Source organism: Kitasatospora sp. NPDC088548, from assembly GCF_044753005.1.
Classification (GTDB): domain Bacteria; phylum Actinomycetota; class Actinomycetes; order Streptomycetales; family Streptomycetaceae; genus Kitasatospora.
The window spans coordinates 81689-99051 of record NZ_JBIVMI010000013.1 but is presented as its reverse complement, the minus strand read 5'-3'; the positions used below and the strand labels follow the sequence as shown (position 1 = coordinate 99051).

At 71.6% G+C, this 17363-nt stretch carries 18 protein-coding genes; 8 read left to right on the top strand and 10 right to left on the bottom strand.

Annotated features, from left to right (window positions below; all coding sequences use genetic code 11):
• The first annotated feature begins 7 nt into the window (after positions 1 to 7).
• The 3 genes from ACIP82_RS18570 (at position 8) to ACIP82_RS18560 (ending at position 2004) form a co-directional block, all read left to right on the top strand.
• Complete coding sequence (locus ACIP82_RS18570) at positions 8 to 763, top strand: cyclase family protein (RefSeq protein WP_400654425.1); 756 nt, start codon at positions 8 to 10, stop codon at positions 761 to 763.
• Between the two features lie 68 nt (positions 764 to 831).
• The gene (locus tag ACIP82_RS18565; RefSeq protein WP_363605942.1) at positions 832 to 1542 is read left to right on the top strand and encodes an MOSC domain-containing protein; all 711 of its coding nucleotides are present in this window, start codon (positions 832 to 834) and stop codon (positions 1540 to 1542) included.
• 219 nt (positions 1543 to 1761) lie between these two features.
• Positions 1762 to 2004 carry a DUF4287 domain-containing protein gene (locus ACIP82_RS18560; RefSeq protein ID WP_400654423.1) on the top strand — a complete coding sequence of 81 codons (243 nt, stop codon included), beginning with the start codon at positions 1762 to 1764 and terminating at the stop codon, positions 2002 to 2004.
• On the opposite strand, the gene mqnP is transcribed toward ACIP82_RS18560, so the two are convergent.
• Together mqnP and ACIP82_RS18550 are read right to left on the bottom strand one after the other, a co-directional pair.
• Positions 1982 to 2887, bottom strand: a complete 906-nt coding sequence (gene mqnP, locus ACIP82_RS18555; RefSeq protein WP_363605944.1) for a menaquinone biosynthesis prenyltransferase MqnP — start codon at positions 2885 to 2887, stop codon at positions 1982 to 1984. The two genes, ACIP82_RS18560 and mqnP, sit on opposite strands and share 23 nt — an antisense overlap.
• Complete coding sequence (locus tag ACIP82_RS18550; RefSeq protein WP_363605945.1) at positions 2884 to 4341, bottom strand: menaquinone biosynthesis decarboxylase; 1458 nt, start codon at positions 4339 to 4341, stop codon at positions 2884 to 2886. The genes mqnP and ACIP82_RS18550 overlap by 4 nt, the downstream gene beginning before the upstream one ends.
• A 91-nt stretch (positions 4342 to 4432) precedes the next feature.
• Between ACIP82_RS18550 and ACIP82_RS18545 the strand changes: the two genes are divergently transcribed.
• From ACIP82_RS18545 to ACIP82_RS18530, 4 genes are all read left to right on the top strand, one after another.
• On the top strand, positions 4433 to 4837 hold the full coding sequence (locus ACIP82_RS18545; protein WP_363605947.1) for a PLD nuclease N-terminal domain-containing protein: 405 nt from the start codon (positions 4433 to 4435) through the stop codon (positions 4835 to 4837).
• 438 nt (positions 4838 to 5275) lie between these two features.
• The gene (locus ACIP82_RS18540; protein WP_363605948.1) at positions 5276 to 6877 is read left to right on the top strand and encodes an acyl-CoA carboxylase subunit beta; all 1602 of its coding nucleotides are present in this window, start codon (positions 5276 to 5278) and stop codon (positions 6875 to 6877) included.
• Between the two features lie 77 nt (positions 6878 to 6954).
• Positions 6955 to 7164: an acyl-CoA carboxylase subunit epsilon gene (locus tag ACIP82_RS18535; protein ID WP_363605950.1), complete on the top strand. Its 210-nt coding sequence runs from the start codon at positions 6955 to 6957 to the stop codon at positions 7162 to 7164.
• A gap of 221 nt (positions 7165 to 7385) precedes the next feature.
• On the top strand, positions 7386 to 8009 hold the full coding sequence (locus ACIP82_RS18530) for a ScbR family autoregulator-binding transcription factor (protein ID WP_400654419.1): 624 nt from the start codon (positions 7386 to 7388) through the stop codon (positions 8007 to 8009).
• An 88-nt stretch (positions 8010 to 8097) separates the two neighbouring features.
• Here the strand turns inward: ACIP82_RS18530 and ACIP82_RS18525 are convergent, their stop codons facing one another.
• Positions 8098 to 8721: a ScbR family autoregulator-binding transcription factor gene (locus ACIP82_RS18525; protein WP_400654417.1), complete on the bottom strand. Its 624-nt coding sequence runs from the start codon at positions 8719 to 8721 to the stop codon at positions 8098 to 8100.
• A 350-nt stretch (positions 8722 to 9071) separates the two neighbouring features.
• Between ACIP82_RS18525 and ACIP82_RS18520 the strand changes: the two genes are divergently transcribed.
• Positions 9072 to 10139, top strand: coding sequence for a ScbA/BarX family gamma-butyrolactone biosynthesis protein (locus tag ACIP82_RS18520; protein WP_400654414.1), 1068 nt, complete (start codon positions 9072 to 9074; stop codon positions 10137 to 10139).
• Positions 10140 to 10159: 20 nt separating this feature from the next.
• On the opposite strand, the gene ACIP82_RS18515 is transcribed toward ACIP82_RS18520, so the two are convergent.
• The 7 genes from ACIP82_RS18515 to hemL all read right to left on the bottom strand — a co-directional run bounded on the left by ACIP82_RS18515 (position 10160) and on the right by hemL (position 17142).
• On the bottom strand, positions 10160 to 10564 hold the full coding sequence (locus tag ACIP82_RS18515; protein WP_363605955.1) for a hypothetical protein: 405 nt from the start codon (positions 10562 to 10564) through the stop codon (positions 10160 to 10162).
• Positions 10565 to 10686: 122 nt separating this feature from the next.
• The gene (gene ccsB, locus ACIP82_RS18510) at positions 10687 to 11817 is read right to left on the bottom strand and encodes a c-type cytochrome biogenesis protein CcsB (protein WP_363605956.1); all 1131 of its coding nucleotides are present in this window, start codon (positions 11815 to 11817) and stop codon (positions 10687 to 10689) included.
• A gap of 3 nt (positions 11818 to 11820) precedes the next feature.
• Positions 11821 to 13605 (bottom strand): cytochrome c biogenesis protein ResB, encoded by a 1785-nt coding sequence (locus tag ACIP82_RS18505; RefSeq protein WP_400654411.1) that lies wholly within the window; start codon positions 13603 to 13605, stop codon positions 11821 to 11823.
• A gap of 3 nt (positions 13606 to 13608) precedes the next feature.
• Positions 13609 to 14382 carry a cytochrome c biogenesis protein CcdA gene (locus tag ACIP82_RS18500; RefSeq protein WP_363605959.1) on the bottom strand — a complete coding sequence of 258 codons (774 nt, stop codon included), beginning with the start codon at positions 14380 to 14382 and terminating at the stop codon, positions 13609 to 13611.
• Positions 14379 to 14987, bottom strand: a complete 609-nt coding sequence (locus ACIP82_RS18495; RefSeq protein ID WP_363605960.1) for a TlpA disulfide reductase family protein — start codon at positions 14985 to 14987, stop codon at positions 14379 to 14381. The genes ACIP82_RS18500 and ACIP82_RS18495 overlap by 4 nt, the downstream gene beginning before the upstream one ends.
• 110 nt (positions 14988 to 15097) lie before the next feature.
• On the bottom strand, positions 15098 to 15745 hold the full coding sequence (locus tag ACIP82_RS18490) for a histidine phosphatase family protein (protein WP_363606060.1): 648 nt from the start codon (positions 15743 to 15745) through the stop codon (positions 15098 to 15100).
• A gap of 68 nt (positions 15746 to 15813) precedes the next feature.
• Positions 15814 to 17142, bottom strand: coding sequence for a glutamate-1-semialdehyde 2,1-aminomutase (gene hemL / locus ACIP82_RS18485; RefSeq protein ID WP_363605961.1), 1329 nt, complete (start codon positions 17140 to 17142; stop codon positions 15814 to 15816).
• Positions 17143 to 17363: the final 221 nt, after the last annotated feature.

Here is a 17363-nt window from a genome sequence, read left to right as displayed (position 1 = left end):
GGGCGCCATGGCAGCGACCCTCGTCGACCTCACCCATCAGGTGACCACCGCGATGCCGGTCTACCCCGGCGATCCGGCGGTCGCCCTGGAGCCCGCCCTCACCACCGCCACCGCCGGGGTGAACGTGCTGGCCCTGCACCTCGGCTCGCAGTCCGGTACCCATGTGGACGCGCCGTACCACGTGGACGTCACCTGGCCCACCCTGGACGGCCTGCCGCTGGAGCTGTTCACCGGCCCGGCGGTGGTCGCCGACCTGCGCGGCCTGCCGCCCCGGACACCGGTGACGCCCGAGCTGCTCGGCCCCGCGCTGGAGCGGGCCGCGTCCGCCGGGGAGGGTGTCGTGCTGCTGCTGGCCACCGGCTGGGCCCGGCACTGGGGCACCGACGCCTACCTCGCCCATCCGCACCTGACCGCGGCGGCCGCCGAGGCGATCGTCGCCGCCGGGGTGCGGACGGTCGGCCTGGACGCGCTCAGCGTGGACCCCACCCCCGATCCGGGCCCGGGCGACCCGGCGGTGGCCGCCCTGCTCGCCGACCTCACCGACGAGCACGACCGGACGGCGGGCGCCGAGGAGCCGACCCTGGCCGCCCACCGGGTACTGCTCGGGGCACCCGGCGGCGGTGTGATCGCCGAGAACCTGACCGATCTGCGGGCGCTGCTGGACGCCCAGGAGGCCGGCCGGCCGGTGGAGATCTCGCTGTTCCCGCTCCGGCTGGTGGCCGCCGACGGCGCGCCGGTGCGGGCGGTGGCCCGGCTCGGGTGAGCGGGCGCGGCCGGAACGGGCACCTTGGTCTAGACCATCCCCGTCGGGCGCCGCTACGCTTTCCGGCCATGGCAGAGATCATCGGAGTGATCGAGCGGCTCTGGCGCTACCCCGTGAAGTCCACCGGCGGCGAGCGGCTCGACTCCGTCGAGGTGGACGAGCGCGGCCTGGCCGGCGACCGTCTCTACGCCGTGCGCGACAGCGCCGGCAAACTCGGCTCCGGCAAGAACACCCGGCGCTTCCGCCGGATGGACGGCCTGCTCCGCCTCTCCTCCCGGCTCGGGCACCGGCTCGACGGCCCCGAGCTGTTCGACCCGCTCGGCCGGCCGGTCGCCGACACCACCGCCTTCCTCCGCGCCTACCTGCAACGCCCGGACGTCGAGCTCGCCCGCGAGGACGCCGTCTCCCACTTCGACCAGCTCCCGGTCAGCGTGCTCACCACCGCCACCCTGGACTGGGTGCGGGAGGCCGTCCCGTACGCCGTGGTCGACGAACGGCGCTTCCGCCCCAACATCCTGCTGCGCACCCCGCCCGGCACCCCGCCGTTCGTCGAGGACGCCTGGTTCGGCCGCGAGGGCCGCGGCGGCTCGGGCGTCCGGCTCGGCTTCGTCCGCAGCAGCGAGCGCTGCGTCATGACCACCGCCGCCCAGCCCGGCCTCCCGCACGCCCCGGAGATCCTCAAGGCCATCGCCCAGGCCCACGACAACCGCCTCGACGCCCTCGCCGAGGTCGCCTCCCCCGGCCGCCTCAGCGTGGGCGACGCCCTGTCACTCGACTGACGGCGGCCGGCCGCAGGACGGTGGGGTCGTCGCCCCGCAGCGCGCTGCCGATCCGGTCGGCCCGCCAGTCGGCGGCCACCTCGGATCCGTCCATTCGCGCGTTCCCCCCACTCCGGGATCGCCCTGTGACCTGAATCACCCTCACCGGACCGATGAGTTCCCGCCCGGCCGCCGGTCCAACTGACAACAGCCGTACGAACCGATGGGACACCGATCGACATGACCGAAGCCGTGAAGGGCCCCGCCAGCTACTTCCCCTCGATCGAGAAGAAGTACGGCCGTCCGATCGCGGAGTGGAAGGACCTGATCCACTCCTCGCCCCTGACCAGGCACATGGAGCTGGTCTCCTGGCTCAAGGCCGTGCACGGCCTGGGCCACGGCCATGCCAACGCCCTGGTCGCGCACACCCTCGCCGAGGGGAGCGGCGGCCAGGGCGTGGTCACCCGCCCAGGCCGCGGATGACCAGGTCCACCAGGGCGAAGAAGAACAGCGAGATGCCGACGAAGCCGTTCGTCTGGAAGAACGCCCGGTTCAGCCGCGACAGGTCGTTCGGCTTCACGATGGTGTGCTCGTAGACGAACGCTCCCGCGACGACCACCAGGCCGAGCCAGAACGCCGGGCCCGCGTGGGTCAGCACCGCGAACCAGACGAGCAGCGCCGTCGTGATCACGTGGCAGACCCGCGCGCCGCGGATCGCCGCCGGGACGCCGAAGCGGGCCGGGACGGAACGGACGTTGCCGGCCCGGTCGGAGGCGACGTCCTGGCAGGCGTAGATCAGGTCGAAGCCGCCGATCCAGATGCCGACGGCGAGGCCGAGCACCACCGCGTCCCAGGACCAGCTGCCGGTCACCGCGAGCCAGGCGCCGACCGGCCCCATCGCCTGGGCGAGGCCGAGGATGGCCTGCGGGAAGTCGGTGAACCGCTTGCCGTAGGGGTAGACGACCATCGGGACGACCGCGACCGGGGCGAGCGCCAGGCAGAGCGGGTTGAGCAGGGCGGCCGCGCCGAGGAAGACGACCAGCGCGACCGCCGAGCCGACGTACGCGGTCTTCAGCGACACCGCGCCGGTGACCAGTTCGCGGCCGGCCGTGCGCGGGTTCCGGGCGTCTATCTCGCGGTCGATGATCCGGTTGGCGGCCATCGCGAAGGTCCGCAGGCCGACCATGCAGACGGTGACGACGAACAGCTCGCCCCAGTGCACCCGCCGGTCGGCGAGGAACATCGCGGTCAGCGCGGCGATGTAGGCGAAGGGCAGCGCGAAGACCGAGTGCTCGATCATCACCAGGCGCAGGAACGCCTTGACCTTGCCCGGCGGGACCTCGGGGAGGGCGGCAGCCGTGCTCACAGCCCGTACTCCTTCCAGCGGCGGTCGACCAGGGCGGCGGTGGCCGGGTCGGAGCTGACCATCTCCGGCCAGCCGCCGTCCCGGGTGTAGCCCTCCTCCGGCAGCTTGCGGGTCGCGTCGATGCCCGCCTTGCCGCCCCAGAACTGCTGGTAGGAGGCGTGGTCGAGGTGGTCGACCGGGCCTTCGACCACGGTGAGGTCCCGGCTGTAGTCGACGTTGCCGAAGGCCCGCCAGGCCACTTCCTGGTAGTCGTGCACATCACAGTCGGAGTCCACCACGATGATCAGCTTGGTCAGCGACATCATGTGGGCGCCCCAGATCGCGTGCATCGTCTTCTGGGCGTGCTTGGGGTACTTCTTGTCGATCGAGACGATCACGCAGTTGTGGAAGCCGCCTGCCTCGGGCAGGTCGTAGTCGACGATGTCCGGGATGATGATCTTCAGCAGCGGCAGGAAGAAGCGCTCGGTGAACTTGCCCAGCGGCCCGTCCTCGGTCGGCGGGCGGCCGACCACGATGGACTGCAGGATCGGCCGGCGGCGCATCGTCACACAGTCGATCGTCAGGGCCGGGAACGGCTCCTGCGGGGTGTAGAAGCCGGTGTGGTCGCCGAACGGGCCCTCGGGCAGCATCTCGCCGGGCTCCAGCCAGCCCTCCAGCACCACCTCGGCGTCGGCCGGGACCTGCAGCGGAACGGTCTTGCAGTCGACCATCTTCACCCGCTCGCCCGCGACGAAGCCCGCGAACAGGTACTCGTCGATGTCGCCCGGCAGCGGCGCGGTGGCCGCGTAGGTGACGGCCGGCGGGCAGCCGAAGGCGATCGCGACCGGCAGCCGCTCACCGCGCCTGGCGGCCACCGCGTAGTGGTTGCGGCTGTCCTTGTGGATCTGCCAGTGCATGCCGATGGTGCGCCGGTCGTGCCGCTGGAGCCGGTAGAGGCCGAGGTTGCGGATGCCGGTGTCCGGGTCCTTGGTGTGGGTCAGGCCCAGGTTGAAGAAGGAGCCGCCGTCCAGCGGCCAGGTGAACAGCGCGGGCAGCTCGTCCAGGTTGACGTCGTCGCCGGTGAGCACGACCTCCTGGACCGCGGCCTCGCCCGGCTTGACCTTCCGCGGCGGCACATGGGCCATCGAGGCGAGCTTGCCGAAGGCGTCCCGGAACCCGGTGAAGCCGTGCGGCAGCTCGGGCTTCAGCAGACCGGCGATCTTCTCGGAGATGTCCTCCGGGCCCTTGAGGCCGAGCGCCTTGGCGAGCCGGCGCTCGGTGCCGAAGACGTTCATCGCCAGCGGCATCGAGGAGCCCTTGACGTTTTCGAACAGCAGCGCGGGGCCCTTGGCCTTCTGCACCCGGTCGACGATCTCGCCGATCTCCAGGTGGGGGTCCACCTCGGCCTTGATGCGCTTGAGGTCGCCTTCGCGGTCGAGGGCCCGCAGAAACGAGCGGAGATCGTCGTATGCCATGCCAGCCAGTATCCGCCACCCGATAGCCTGGCCCGGTCAAGGGCCCCTGAGAAGTCCCGCCCAACCGCCGTCGCCGGGGGAGATCGCCGCCGTGCTGAGGATTCTGACCTTCGTGCTCCCGCTCGCCCTCTGGGTGTGGGCCTTCATCGACTGCCTGACCACCCCCGAGGACGAGGTGAAACACCTGCCCAAGGTGGTCTGGGTCATCATCGTGCTGCTCTTCCCGCTGGTCGGCTCCATCGCCTGGCTGGTGGCCGGAAAGCGGCGCGACGGACTACGGACGGCGACGGCCGGGTCCACCGCCGGCTACCCAGAGTACGACCGCCCGCGCGGCGGCCGCCCGCTCGCGCCGGACGACGACCCGGAGTTCCTGGCGTCGTTGAAGAAGGACAACAAGCAGCACGAGGACATGCTCAAGCAGTGGGAGGCGGATCTGCGCCGCCGCGAGGAGGAGCTGCGGGGCAGGGACGAGCCGGAAGACGGCCGCAAGAGCTGAGGCGACTCCCTCAAACAGCCCACCCGGGAACATGCGGGTGGGCTGCGGTGTTTTTGGCGCATCCCTACGACTGCCGGGCGGCAGATCGCTTCCCGCCACCATGCCCCGATCGGCTTTATCAGGCCTTGAGCAATCCTCCAAAACGGTCCGCTACCGTAGTGATTGACAGCCCTGACCTGCACGTTTCTTCATGCTCAGATCATCCGATGACCATCTTGGCGACAACCCCCGGTATTCGAACAGACACCGAGCGCACAGGACGGAGCGGCTCGGTTTCTGTCCAGCCCTGACATCTAAACGGACGCGACCTTGTACGGAATCGACGCCGAAACCAGCGTGCGGCCCCTCGTACAGTCATAAGTGAAGAAGTGATTCGCAGCCGGGGGCACAGCAGACGTTGGCTGTCGGACAGTTCCCTCACCCTTGGAGTGGTTCGAGATGACGGTTGTGCATGAGGCGCCGATCGGTGACGAGGTCCCCGAGATCCCGGCCGACGCCCACGGGCGGGTCGCCGAGCTGCACGAACTGCGCAACCAGGTCCGCCAGGGCCCGGGCGAGAAGGCCACCGCGGCCCAGCACGCCAAGGGCAAGCTGACCGCCCGCGAGCGCATCGACCTGCTGCTCGACGAGGGCTCCTTCCACGAGGTCGAGCAGCTGCGCCGGCACCGCGCCACCGGCTTCGGCCTGGAGGCCAAGAAGCCGCACACCGACGGCGTCATCGTCGGCTGGGGCACCGTGCACGGCCGGACGGTCTTCACCTACGCGCACGACTTCCGGATCTTCGGCGGAGCGCTGGGCGAGGCCCACGCGCAGAAGATCCACAAGATCATGGACATGGCCATCGCGGCCGGCGCACCCCTGGTCTCGCTGAACGACGGCGCCGGCGCCCGTATCCAGGAGGGCGTCACCGCCCTCGCCGGCTACGGCGGCATCTTCCAGCGCAACACCAAGGCCTCCGGCGTCATCCCGCAGATCTCCGTGATGCTCGGCCCCTGCGCCGGCGGCGCCGCCTACTCCCCGGCCCTGACCGACTTCGTCTTCATGGTCCGCGAGACCTCCCAGATGTTCATCACGGGCCCCGACGTCGTGCAGGCCGTCACCGGCGAGAAGATCACCCAGAACGGCCTCGGCGGCGCCGACGTCCACTCCTCCACCTCCGGCGTCTCGCACTTCGCCTACGACGACGAGCAGTCCTGCATCGAGGAGGTCCGTTACCTCCTCTCGCTGCTCCCCCAGAACAACCGCGAGATGCCCCCGCCGGTCGCCGGCGACGACCCCGTGGACCGCCGCAACGACGTCCTGCTCGACCTCGTGCCCGCCGACGGCAACCGCCCGTACGACATGCGCAAGGTCATCGAGGAGATCGTCGACCACGGCGAGTACCTGGAGGTCCACGAGCGCTGGGCCACCAACGTGCTGTGCGTCCTCACCCGGATCGACGGCCACGTCACCGGCATCATCGCCAACCAGCCGCAGTCGCTGGCCGGCGTGCTCGACATCAACGCCAGCGAGAAGGCCGCCCGCTTCGTGCAGATGTGCGACGCCTTCAACATCCCGCTGGTCACCATGCTCGACGTCCCCGGCTTCCTGCCCGGCGTCGACCAGGAGCACGACGGCATCATCCGCCACGGCGCCAAGCTGCTCTACGCCTACTGCAACGCCACCGTGCCGCGCATCCAGCTGATCCTGCGCAAGGCCTACGGCGGCGCCTACATCGTCATGGACTCCCGCTCCATCGGCGCGGACCTGTCCTACGCCTGGCCCACCAACGAGATCGCCGTCATGGGCGCCGAGGGCGCGGCCAACGTCATCTTCCGCCGTGACATCAACGGTGCCGAGGACCCGGACGCGACCCGCGCCCAGAAGATCAAGGAATACAAGAGCGAGCTGATGCACCCGTACTACGCGGCCGAACGCGGCCTCGTGGACGACGTCATCGACCCCGCCGAGACGCGTCAGGTCCTCGCCTCGGCACTGGCCATGCTCCGCACCAAGCACGCCGATCTGCCCAGCCGCAAGCACGGCAACCCGCCGATGTAGCACCGCGCACCTCGCTGACGCGACACCAGGCGCCACCCCACACCACACCACGCAGCCACCGGGGGAGAAACCAGATCATGACCGCTTCCGCCGAACCTCTCGTCCGTATCGTCCGCGGCTCGCTCGACGCCGAGGAACTCGCCGCCCTGACCGCCGTGCTGATGGCCCGTGCCGCCGCCCAGCAGGCCGCGGCCGCCGTCGCGCCGGTCGAGCCGATCGCCAGCTGGCAGCGCCTGGAGCGCCGCCCGGCGTACTACTCCCCGGTCAGCTGGCAGCAGGCCGCCTGAGCCGCGGACCCCGGACCCGTTCCGGCGGCCGGCCACCCCACCCGGGTGGCCGGCCGTCGGCGTTCCGGCCCGCGCCGGCCCGGCCTCCCGCCGCCGCGCACGCACGATCGGGCCCCGGGCGGCTCGGTAGAATACCTACTGGACGGTATGCGGCCCGCAGCGCCGTCGGCCCCCATAGGATCGGCCGCTGCCGAGGACCAGAACTATCCAGGGAGGCTGCGATGGCCAGGCAGGCCCGTGCGCTGGCGACCCGCCAGGCGGTACTCCTCGCGGCGGCCGAGGTGTTCGACGAACGCGGCTACGCCGCCGCCACCATGTCCGAGATCCTGGAGCGGGCCGGCGTCACCAAGGGCGCGCTGTACTTCCACTTCCGCTCCAAGGAGGAGCTGGCACTCGCCGTCATCGAGGGGCAGGGCGCCTGGCTCTCCACCTGGCGGCCGACCTCCGAGAGCCCCGTCCAGACGCTGATCGACCTCGGCTACGCCTTCGCCCACGCCCTGCTGGACGATCCCATGGTGCGCGGCAGCATCCGGCTGACCATCGAGCACGGCAGCTTCACCCAGCCGCAGGCCGACACCTACCAGGGCTGGTCGGACGTGACCCGTGGGCTGCTGGAACGCGCCCGGGAGGCGGGCGACCTGCACCCGGGCCTGGACGTGGCGGCCGCGGCCGGGGTGATCACGGGCGCGGTCACCGGAATCCAGCTCAGCTCGCAGGTGCTGACCGGCCGCCAGGACCTGGTCCAGCGGATGGCCGACCTGTGGACGCTGATCCTGCCGGGGCTGGTCCAGCCGCACGCGCTCGCCCGGCTGAGCGTCGCCGAGCGGGTGCCGGGGCGTTCCTGAGCCGCCCACGGGCAGGCCTTGAGCGGTTCCTGAACGGCCCGTCGGCGGTTCCGTACACCCCCCCCCCGCACCGGCCGGGCGGACCGGGTCAGGTGCGGTACGCGGCGCAGCGCTCCCCCGGCACCAGGGCCGGCAGGGCCGCGGCCCAGAGGCCGCGCACCGCCTCCGGTCCCAGCCGGTCCGCGTCCTCGGCGGAGAGCAGCACCAGGCCGGCCGCCAGGGTGGTGAGCAGCTCGGCGGCCTGCCGACGGTCCACTCCGGGGCGCAGCTCACCGGTCGCCTCGGCCCGGTCCAGCAGCCGCCGGACCACGGCGGTCAGGCTGCGCCAGGTGGCCGCGGTGCCGGCCGGCCCACCGCCCCGGCGGGCCTCCTGGCCGCCCTGGCCGAGCTGGACACCGGCCCGCACCACCACGTCCTCGCGCAGCAGGCGGGCCAGCTCGTGCGAGAAGTCGATCAGGCCCTGGAGGGCGGGGCCGCCGCAGCGCAGCGCCCGGAGCGCGGCGGAGCCGATCTCGCGCCCGGCCGCCGCGCGGACGCCGTCGGCGAGCGCCTGCTTGGAGACGAAGTGGAAGTAGAGCGCGCCCTTGCTGACGCCGGCCCGGCGGCTGATGTCGACCAGGCTGGCCGCCTCGAAGCCCGCGTCCGCGAAGGTGTCCGCCGCGGCGAGCAGGACGGCCTGCCTGGTCCGCCCCGCACGTTCCTGCTTGACCACTGGGCCCCTCCGGCCTCCGCCCGCGCGAGATCCCGGCTCGCGCGGCTGCTGTCAGGGCGCCGTCGTCGGTGGTGCGACGCCTCGCATGCGGACGGCACGGCCCGAAACCGCATGGTTGGTATCTAATCTACCGCCTCGGCGGCCCCCACCGTCCAGCGGGTGCCGACCCCCGCCCGAGGTCCGCCACCACCCGCCCGGACATTCCCGCAGACCAGCGGCCGGGTACCGTGATCACGCCGGGCGTCCGGCAGGGGCGACCCCGCACGCGGAGTACAAACCGGGTGGTCTGTATGTTTTCTCTGGGCCGCCCGCCGTGGCCGGTCGACCGACACCCGGAAGTGGGGCCAGTCATGCCATTGATCGAAGAACCGGGCGCCCATGGTCCGTATCCGCACTTCGGCCCCGGCTACGACTTCCACGAGCGGACCGTCTCCCGCCACCTGGTGCACCGGTCCTCGGTGTCCGAGGTGTTCATCACCGGCTGGCAGGCCACCGGCCCGTACGACTTCCTGCTCGGCGCCCAGTGGCCCCGGCTGCACGGCTTCTACCGGCTGCCCGGCGACCGGCACCACGACCCGGTACTGATGGCCGAGACCGTCCGCCAGGCCGGACTGCTGATCGGCCACGCCGGCTTCGGCGTCCCGCGCGGCCACCACTTCGCGATGGACGAACTCTGCTACGCGCTCGGCCCGGCCGGCCTCGACGGCCTCGCCGTCACTGCCGGGCCCGCCTCGCTGATGCTCCGGGTGGCCTGCCAGGACGTCCGGATGCGGCACGGCCGGCTGGCCTCGCTGCGGGTGCACGCCGAGATCGAGCGGGACGGCCGCCCGGTCGGCCACGGCTCCGGCCAGCTGCGGGTGATCTCCCCCGCCTCGTACACCCGGCTCCGCGGGTCCGGACGACGGACCGCCACGCCGGTCCGGCCTGGCACGCCCACCGCGCCCGGGCTGGTCGGCCGCGAGCAGGCCGCCGACGTGGTGCTCAGCCCGTCCCCGCTGCCCGGCAGCTGGCTGCTGCGCACCGACGCCGGCCACCCGGTGCTGTTCGACCACACGCTGGACCACGTGCCCGGCATGCTCGTGCTGGAGGCCGCCCGGCAGGCCGCCCAGCGGCTGCGGCACCCCGAGCCGGTGGTGCCGGTCGAGCTGGTCTCGTCGTTCAGTCGTTTCATCGAGCTGGACCGGCCCTGCCTGGTCCGGGCCGTCCGCGAGCGCGGGCAGGACGGGCAGGGCGGGCGCCGGGTGCCGGTGCAGGTGCTGCTGGTGCAGGACGGCCGGACAGCGGCCGAGTGCCGGCTGCTCACCGAGCCGGCACCCGGCGCACCGGCCAGCGGGCCGGACCGGCGGGACGCCTTCGACGCCTTCGAGGACGCCCCCGCCGGGCCCGGCCGCGACCCGGGCCTGCCGCTCGCCGGCTGACCCGGTGACCGCGGCCGGGGTCAGGCCGCGACCAGCGCGGACGGCCGCCCCGCGTGCATCACGCTGAGGTTGGCGGCCAGCCGGCTCGGGTCCTGGGCCAGCCAGAGCCGCAGCGCGGCGCCCAGCATGGCGCTGGCCGACCCGATCCGCACCTCGGTCACCTGCGCGATCCGGGCCGCCCCCGGCACCAGCAGGTCGGCGAGCGGCGTCGGCAGCCAGACCGTCAGCGCGCAGGGCGCCGGAGCCGTGAGGGCCCCCAGCAGCCGGTAGGCGTCCGTGTGCGAGCTGAGCGTGGGAATGATGTCCAGCAGGCCGTCGGCCACGACCTCCGAGACATCGCTGCGGTGCCCCTGGGCAAGCCGGCGGAGCAGCATTCGCTCGGCGGCGGTGATTCGGACGGTCAGCATGACCTCGTCGCACTCCATTGCGCGATTTCCTCCTCGTTCCTCCCCGTGCCGGCACCGGTGGCCGGCACGAACTACCCCCGTCGCACCTCGGCCCGGCTTCCGTTCTTCGGAGCGCCGGGCCGGTGGGTGGTCTTTCCTGGTCAGATCCCGGCGTACGAGTGCTTTCCGGTGACGAAGATGTTCACCCCGTAGTAGTTGAACAGGTAGCAGGCGAAGGCCAGGACCGCCAGGTAGGCGGCCTTGCGCCCCTTCCACCCGGCGGTGGCCCGGGCGTGCAGGTAGCACGCGTAGGCGACCCAGGTGATGAACGACCAGGTCTCCTTCGGGTCCCACTCCCAGTACTTGCCCCAGGCCGCCTCGGCCCAGATCGCGCCCGCGATGATGGTGAAGGTCCAGAGCGGGAAGACCATCGCGTTGATCCGGTACGAGAACTTGTCCAGCGACGACGCGGCGGGCAGCCGGCGCCAGATGGACGCCGAGGTGCCGAGCGGGCCGGTGGTGAGACCGGCGGCCATGCGCTTGTCGAAGGAGTCCTTGCCCAGGTACAGCAGGGTGCCGATGAAGGCCGCGTACATGGCGCCGCCGCAGACGATCGCGGTCGAGACGTGGATCGCCAGCCAGTACGAGTGCAGGGCCGGAACGAGCTGCTCGGATTCGGTGTACAGCACCGAGACGGCGATACCGAGGGTGAGCACGACGGCCAGGGTGACCGGCAGGCCGAGCCAGCGGGCCTTCTTCCTGGCGGCCAGCAGCCCGAGGTAGGCGACCGTCATGGAGAGCGCGAAGGCGCAGGAGAACTCGTACATGTTGCCCCACGGCCAGCGGGACACCGAGAGGCCGCGGGTGAGCACGCCACCCGCGTGCAGCAGCGCGCCGAGGACCGTGAGCGAGACGGCGATGCGGCCGGAGAGGTCCGCCTTCTCGCTGTTGCCGGCGGCGCCCGGGCCGTCCTGCTCCTCCTCGCCGCGACCGCTGGTGACCACCGTCGCGCCCTCGCCCGCCAGGGCGGTACGGGTCAGCGTGGTGGTACCGCCGCCGGCCGAGGCGACCGTGACGGTGACCTTCTTGGCGGCCTTGGCCCTGGCCTCGGCCACGGTCTCGGCCAGGCCGCCCGCCTGCTCGACCGAGCGGACGGCGACGGCACCCTTGCTGCCGAAGGTCCACTCGAACATGTAGCAGAACATGGCGATCAGGTAGACGGCCATGGCCGAATAGATCAGCTTGTTGGAGAGGTCGGCCAGGCTTGGGTCGACCGCCGAGGCGAGGTGCACCGTCTACTCCTTGGAGTTCTGGTCGGCAGGGACAGCGGGGTCCGAGGGCGCGTCCGGGGCGGCTGCGGGCTCCCCCTCCGCCTCGGGGTCATCGGTCGCGGGGGCGTCGTCCGGCGCGTCGTCCGTGGGATCGTCGTCCGGGTCGTCCGACGCGGGCGCGTCGTCCTGGAGGTCCACCGCGAGTTCGGCCAGCTCCTCGGCGATCTTCGCCGACTCGCTGCGGGCCAGCCCGGCCAGCTCGACCAGGGTGCCGCCGCCGGGCAGGGCCACGGCCCGCACCCAGATCCGGCGGCGCTGCACGAACAGCGAGCCGATCAGGCCGAGGATCGCCAGCACACCGCCGGCCAGGGCGACCGAGTTGCCCGGACGGTGCGAGACGCTGAAGCTGGCCCACTCCTTGTAGCCGTCGAAGGTGACGGTGCCGTAGCCGTCCGGCAGGGTCCAGCCCTGACCGGGCTTGAGCCGGGCCTTGGCGGGCTCGCCCTCCTGCTGGAGCTGCTTCAGGTTCTTGGTGTTGAGCTGGTAGACGTTCTGCGGCAGACCGGAGTCGGTGCCGAGGTCGCCCGCGAAGGCGTTGAGCACCAGCGCCGGGTCCGCGTCGCCCGGGAAGAGCGAGCGCGGACCGGTGTTCTTGTCGAAGGCCACCGGGGCGGTCGGCAGGAAGAAGCCGGAGAAGCCCAGCTGGGTCTTCTCGCCGTCCTTCTCGCCGTAGTCGGAGACCTTGATGACACCGGTGGAGGTCAGGTTGGCGTCCTGCGGCAGGAACGGCGTGGCGCCGGTGTAGACCACCTCGCCGGCCGCGTTCTTCACGGTGATCACCGGGGCGTAGCCGTGGCCGATCAGATAGACCTTGCTGTCGCCGATCTCCAGCGGGTGGTTGACCTCGATCTTGCCCTGGGTCAGCTTCGACGCGTCGCTGCCCTCGTAGTACTCGACGTTCGCGGTGAACTGCCGGGCGCTGCCGATCTGGTCGCCGCTCGTCTGGAAGCGGGCGGTGAAGCCGTTCAGCTTGAGGTAGAACGGGTCGATGTCGTCGGTGGTGTAGAACGGGGAGCCGGTGAAGTCGTCCAGCTGGGTGATGGTGTTGGCGTAACCCTCGCCGGCGACCATCAGCTTGCCACCGGTACCGCTGGCCAGGCTCGCCCAGGCGAAACCGCCCAGCAGCGCGAAGAGCGACAGGTGGAAGACCAGGTTGCCGACCTCGCGCAGGTACCCCTTCTCGGCGGCCACCGAGCCACCCGCCAGGCCGGCGCGGAAGCGGCGCTGGCGGAGCAGCCGGTGCGCGGCGGCGTTCACCGTCTCGGCGTCCGCCTCGGTGCGCCAGGCCGCGTAGACCGGCATCCGGGTCAGGACGCGGGGGGCGGCGGGCGGCTGGGCCCGCAGCACGCCGACGAACTGCCAGGTGCGCGGGACGATGCAGCCGGCCAGCGAGACGAACAGCAGGATGTAGATCGCCGAGAACCAGACCGAGCTGTAGACGTCGAACAGCTGGAGCTTCTCGTAGACCGGTGCGACCGTGGTGTGCTGAGCCTTCCAGGCCTCGACCTTGAACTGGTTCTGGCCGTTCTGCGGGATCAGCGAACCCGGGATGGCGGCCAGCGAGAGCAGGAAGAGCAGGATCAGCGCGACCCGCATCGAGGTCAGCTGGCGCCACATCCAGCGCAGCCAGCCGAGTACCCCGATTCCGGTCGGGCCGTCCGACTCGACCGGGGCGGTGGTCAGCCGCTCGGCGGCGTCCTCCGTACTGGGCGAGGACACCTGCTCGGTATCGGTCGCGGTCTTGCTCACGGGTCAGATTCCGATCTGGAAGTCGCCGAACTGGGTCTGCAGGTCGTTCACCATCGAGTCCCAGACGCCGGTGACGAGCAGCAGACCGACCGCGACGAGCATGCCGCCGCCGATCCGCATGACGAGCGGGTAGTGCCGCTTGACCCAGCCGAAGGCGCCCAGCGCCCGGCGGAAGGCCACCGCGGCCACGATGAACGGTACGCCGAGGCCCATGCAGTAGAAGAACATCAGCAGGGCGCCGCGCTGGGCGTCGGCCTGGTTGAGCGCCAGGTTCGTCACGGCCCCCAGGGTCGGCCCCATGCACGGCGTCCAGCCGACCCCGAAGACCACGCCGAGCAGCGGCGCGCCGAGCAGACCGATCACCGGACGGCGGTGCGAGCGCACCTCGCGCATGCTCAGGCCGGGCACCAGCCCCATGAAGGCCAGCCCCATGACGATCGTCACCACGCCGAGCACCCTGTTGATGACCTGCTGGTGCTCCTTCAGCGTGTCACCGAACTGGCCGAACAGCGCCCCGCCGGAGACGAAGACCGCGGTGAAGCCCAGGATGAACAGCAGGGCCCCGAGCAGCATCCGGCCGCGCCTGGTCCCGCGCGCGTCCGCGAGGTCGGCGGCGGAGAATCCGGTCACGTACGAGAGGTAGCCGGGGACGAGCGGCAGCACGCAGGGCGAGAAGAACGAGACCAGGCCCGCCAGCAGCGCGATCGGCGCGGCCACCAGCAGCGCCCCGCTCTGGATGGTCCCGATGTTGTCGGCGAGCTGCAGCGACGCGCTCACCGCTTCGGCTCCGCGACCACCGGCTGCAGCATCGACTCCAGGGCATCGTCGGTCTGGCCGCCGACGGCCCGGGCGGCGAGCCCGCCGTCGCGGTCGACCACGATGGTGGTCGGAATGGACTGCGAGTTGAGGCTGCCCTTGGGGAACTTGAGCAACTGGGCCCCGGCGGGGTCGTAGATGCTCGGGAAGGTGACGCCCTTCTCCTGTTCGAAGCGGATGGCGTTGGAGACATCGCTGTCCCGGGTGTTGATGCCGAGGAACTGGACGTCCTGGTCCTTGTACTTCTGCCAGACCCGCTCCAGGTCGTCCGCCTCGCTCCGGCACGGACCGCACCAGGAGCCCCAGACGTTGAGGACGACGACCTTGCCGCGGTAGTCGGAGAGCTTGGTCGGGGTGCCCTCCAGCGTGTTGCCGGAGATGTCCGGCGCGTCCTGGCGGTGGCCGAGCGCGGCCTTGGAGATGTTGGTCCCCTTGGCCGTCACGAAGCCGACCTGGCCGTCACCGCCGGCCGACGAACCCGACGAGGAACAGCCGGTGAGGACGAGCGCGGCGGCGGCCGCGGTGGCGGAGGCCGCGGCGGCGAGACGGGGACGGGGGCGCGTCATGCCAGACATGTGAAAAGTTTCGCATGGAGGCCCGGGCAGGTTCGGGGGGGTCCGACATTCCGTGTCGAACCCCCTCTGACCTGCACCTGGACCAGACCATTCGGTGGCGGTCAGGCCCCGAAGCTCTTACCCACCGGCTTGTCCTTGCCGCCCTTGCCGATCAGGTGCGCGGGCAGCAGGTCGCGGGCCGGCTCGCGATAGCCGACCGAGACGATCCTGTCGCCCTCGAAGGTGAAGCTGGTCAGCGAGGCCAGCGAGCACTGGCGGCGGCGCGGGTCGTGCCAGAGCCGGCGGCGCTCCACGAAGGAGCGGACGATCCAGACCGGCAGCTGGTGGCTGACGCAGACCGCCTCGTGCCCGCGCGCGGCGTCCCGGGCGGCGCCCAGCGCGCCCATCATCCGCACCACCTGGTCGAGGTAGGGCTCGCCCCAGGACGGCTTGAACGGGTTGGTCAGGTACTTCCAGTAGGCCGGGTTCCGCAGCGAGCCGTCACCCACCCCGAAGGTCTTGCCCTCGAAGATGTTGCCCGCCTCGATCAGCCGCTCGTCCACCGCGATGTCCAGGCCGTGCGACTTGGCGATCGGCTCGGCGGTCTCCTGCGCCCGCTCCAGCGGGGACGCCACCACATGGGTGATGTCCCGGCCGGCCAGGTCCTCGGCGACCCGGTCGGCCATCTGCCGGCCGAGCTCGGACAGGTGGTAGCCCGGCAGGCGGCCGTACAGGATGCCCTCCGGGTTGTGCACCTCACCGTGCCGCATCAGATGGACGACGGTGATCTCTTTGGCACTCACTTCTGGGTTCTCCTGGGCTTCGTGGGGTGTACGGGCTAGGCCGTGGCCTCGGCGGCGGCGCGGGCGGCCGCCGGCAGGGCGGCGGCGATCCGCTCGATCGCCCGCTCGTCGTGGGCCGCCGAGACGAACCAGGATTCGAAGGCGGACGGCGGCAGGTAGACGCCCTGGGCGAGCATCGCGTGGAAGAAGGCGGTGAAACGGTACGCCTGCTGGGTCTTCGCCTCGTCGTAGTCGGTGACGGCGGCCTCGGTGAAGAACACCGAGAACATGTTCCCGGCGGTCTGCAGCCGGTGTGCCACGCCCTCCTTGGCCAGCGCGTCGGACACCAGGGCGGAGACCTCGGCGGCGACCCGGTCCACCGTGGCGTACACCTCGTCGGTGCAGCCGCGCAGCTGGGCCAGGCCGGCGGCGGTGGCGACCGGGTTCCCGGAGAGGGTGCCCGCCTGGTAGACCGGGCCGACCGGGGCCAGGTGCGCCATCACGTCCTCCCGGCCGCCGAAGGCCGCCGCCGGGAAGCCGCCGCCCATCACCTTGCCGAAGGTCAGCAGGTCCGGCGCCCAGCCCTCGTTCGCCGCCTCCAGGCCGTACCAGCCGGCCCTGGAGACGCGGAAGCCGGTCATCACCTCGTCCGAGATGAACAGCGCGCCGTTCTCCCGGCAGAGCCGGGCCAGACCGCCGTTGAAGCCGGGCAGCGGCGGGACGACGCCCATGTTGCCGGGCGAGGCCTCGGTGATCACGCAGGCGATCTCGCCCGGGTGCGCCTTGAACGCCTGCTCGACGGCGGCCAGGTCGTTGTAGGGCAGCACGATGGTGTCCCCGGCCTGGGCGCCGGTGACGCCCGGGGTGTCCGGCAGACCGAAGGTCGCGACCCCGGAACCGGCGGCGGCCAGCAGCGCGTCCACATGGCCGTGGTAGCAGCCGGCGAACTTCACGACCTTGGCCCGGCCGGTGAAGCCGCGGGCCAGCCGGATCGCCGACATGGTGGCCTCGGTGCCGGAGGAGACCAGGCGGACCTGCTCGACCGGGGCGATCCGGGCGACGATCTCCTCGGCCAGCTCGACCTCGCCCTGACCGGGCGTGCCGAAGGAGGTGCCGCGCGAGACGGCCCGCTGGACGGCGTCGATCACCGCGGGGTGCGCGTGGCCGAGGATCATCGGGCCCCACGAGCACACCAGGTCGACGTACTCGCGGCCGTCGGCGTCGGTGAGGTAGGGGCCGGTGCCGGACACCATGAAGCGCGGCGTACCGCCGACCGCGCGGAAGGCGCGCACCGGCGAGTTGACGCCGCCGGGCGTGACGATCGAGGCGCGGTCGAAGAGCGACTGGGACTGGGGTGCTTCGTAGGGGTAGCTCACAGAAGACATGGTCTCAAATCGTGTCCTTCACCTCTGCATGTCGGACCTCATCATCTGGAACGATGATCCGGGTGCCGAAGTCTGTACGGTTATCCGTATGACGGGGCCCTGGCTGCTCCCACTGCACGGACCAGTCAGACTATGTACTCCGAGTGTGCAGACACTCCGGGGTGTGCAGGGGTGAGTGCAGGACTGCCGCGTACCGCGACTGGGTACGGCGGCGCATGACG

What these genes read in the sequence shown, in the direction of transcription:
- ACIP82_RS18570 (WP_400654425.1), top strand. Translation starts at nt 8, where the DNA reads ATGGCAGCGACCCTCGTCGACCTCACCCATCAGGTGACCACCGCGATG.
- ACIP82_RS18565 (WP_363605942.1), top strand. Translation starts at nt 832, where the DNA reads ATGGCAGAGATCATCGGAGTGATCGAGCGGCTCTGGCGCTACCCCGTG.
- ACIP82_RS18560 (WP_400654423.1), top strand. Translation starts at nt 1,762, where the DNA reads ATGACCGAAGCCGTGAAGGGCCCCGCCAGCTACTTCCCCTCGATCGAG.
- ACIP82_RS18550 (WP_363605945.1), bottom strand. Translation starts at nt 4,341, where the DNA reads ATGGCATACGACGATCTCCGCTCGTTTCTGCGGGCCCTCGACCGCGAA.
- ACIP82_RS18540 (WP_363605948.1), top strand. Translation starts at nt 5,276, where the DNA reads ATGACGGTTGTGCATGAGGCGCCGATCGGTGACGAGGTCCCCGAGATC.
- ACIP82_RS18535 (WP_363605950.1), top strand. Translation starts at nt 6,955, where the DNA reads ATGACCGCTTCCGCCGAACCTCTCGTCCGTATCGTCCGCGGCTCGCTC.
- ACIP82_RS18530 (WP_400654419.1), top strand. Translation starts at nt 7,386, where the DNA reads ATGGCCAGGCAGGCCCGTGCGCTGGCGACCCGCCAGGCGGTACTCCTC.
- ACIP82_RS18520 (WP_400654414.1), top strand. Translation starts at nt 9,072, where the DNA reads ATGCCATTGATCGAAGAACCGGGCGCCCATGGTCCGTATCCGCACTTC.
- ACIP82_RS18515 (WP_363605955.1), bottom strand. Translation starts at nt 10,564, where the DNA reads ATGGAGTGCGACGAGGTCATGCTGACCGTCCGAATCACCGCCGCCGAG.
- ACIP82_RS18495 (WP_363605960.1), bottom strand. Translation starts at nt 14,987, where the DNA reads ATGACGCGCCCCCGTCCCCGTCTCGCCGCCGCGGCCTCCGCCACCGCG.
- ACIP82_RS18490 (WP_363606060.1), bottom strand. Translation starts at nt 15,745, where the DNA reads ATGCGGCACGGTGAGGTGCACAACCCGGAGGGCATCCTGTACGGCCGC.
- hemL (WP_363605961.1), bottom strand. Translation starts at nt 17,142, where the DNA reads ATGTCTTCTGTGAGCTACCCCTACGAAGCACCCCAGTCCCAGTCGCTC.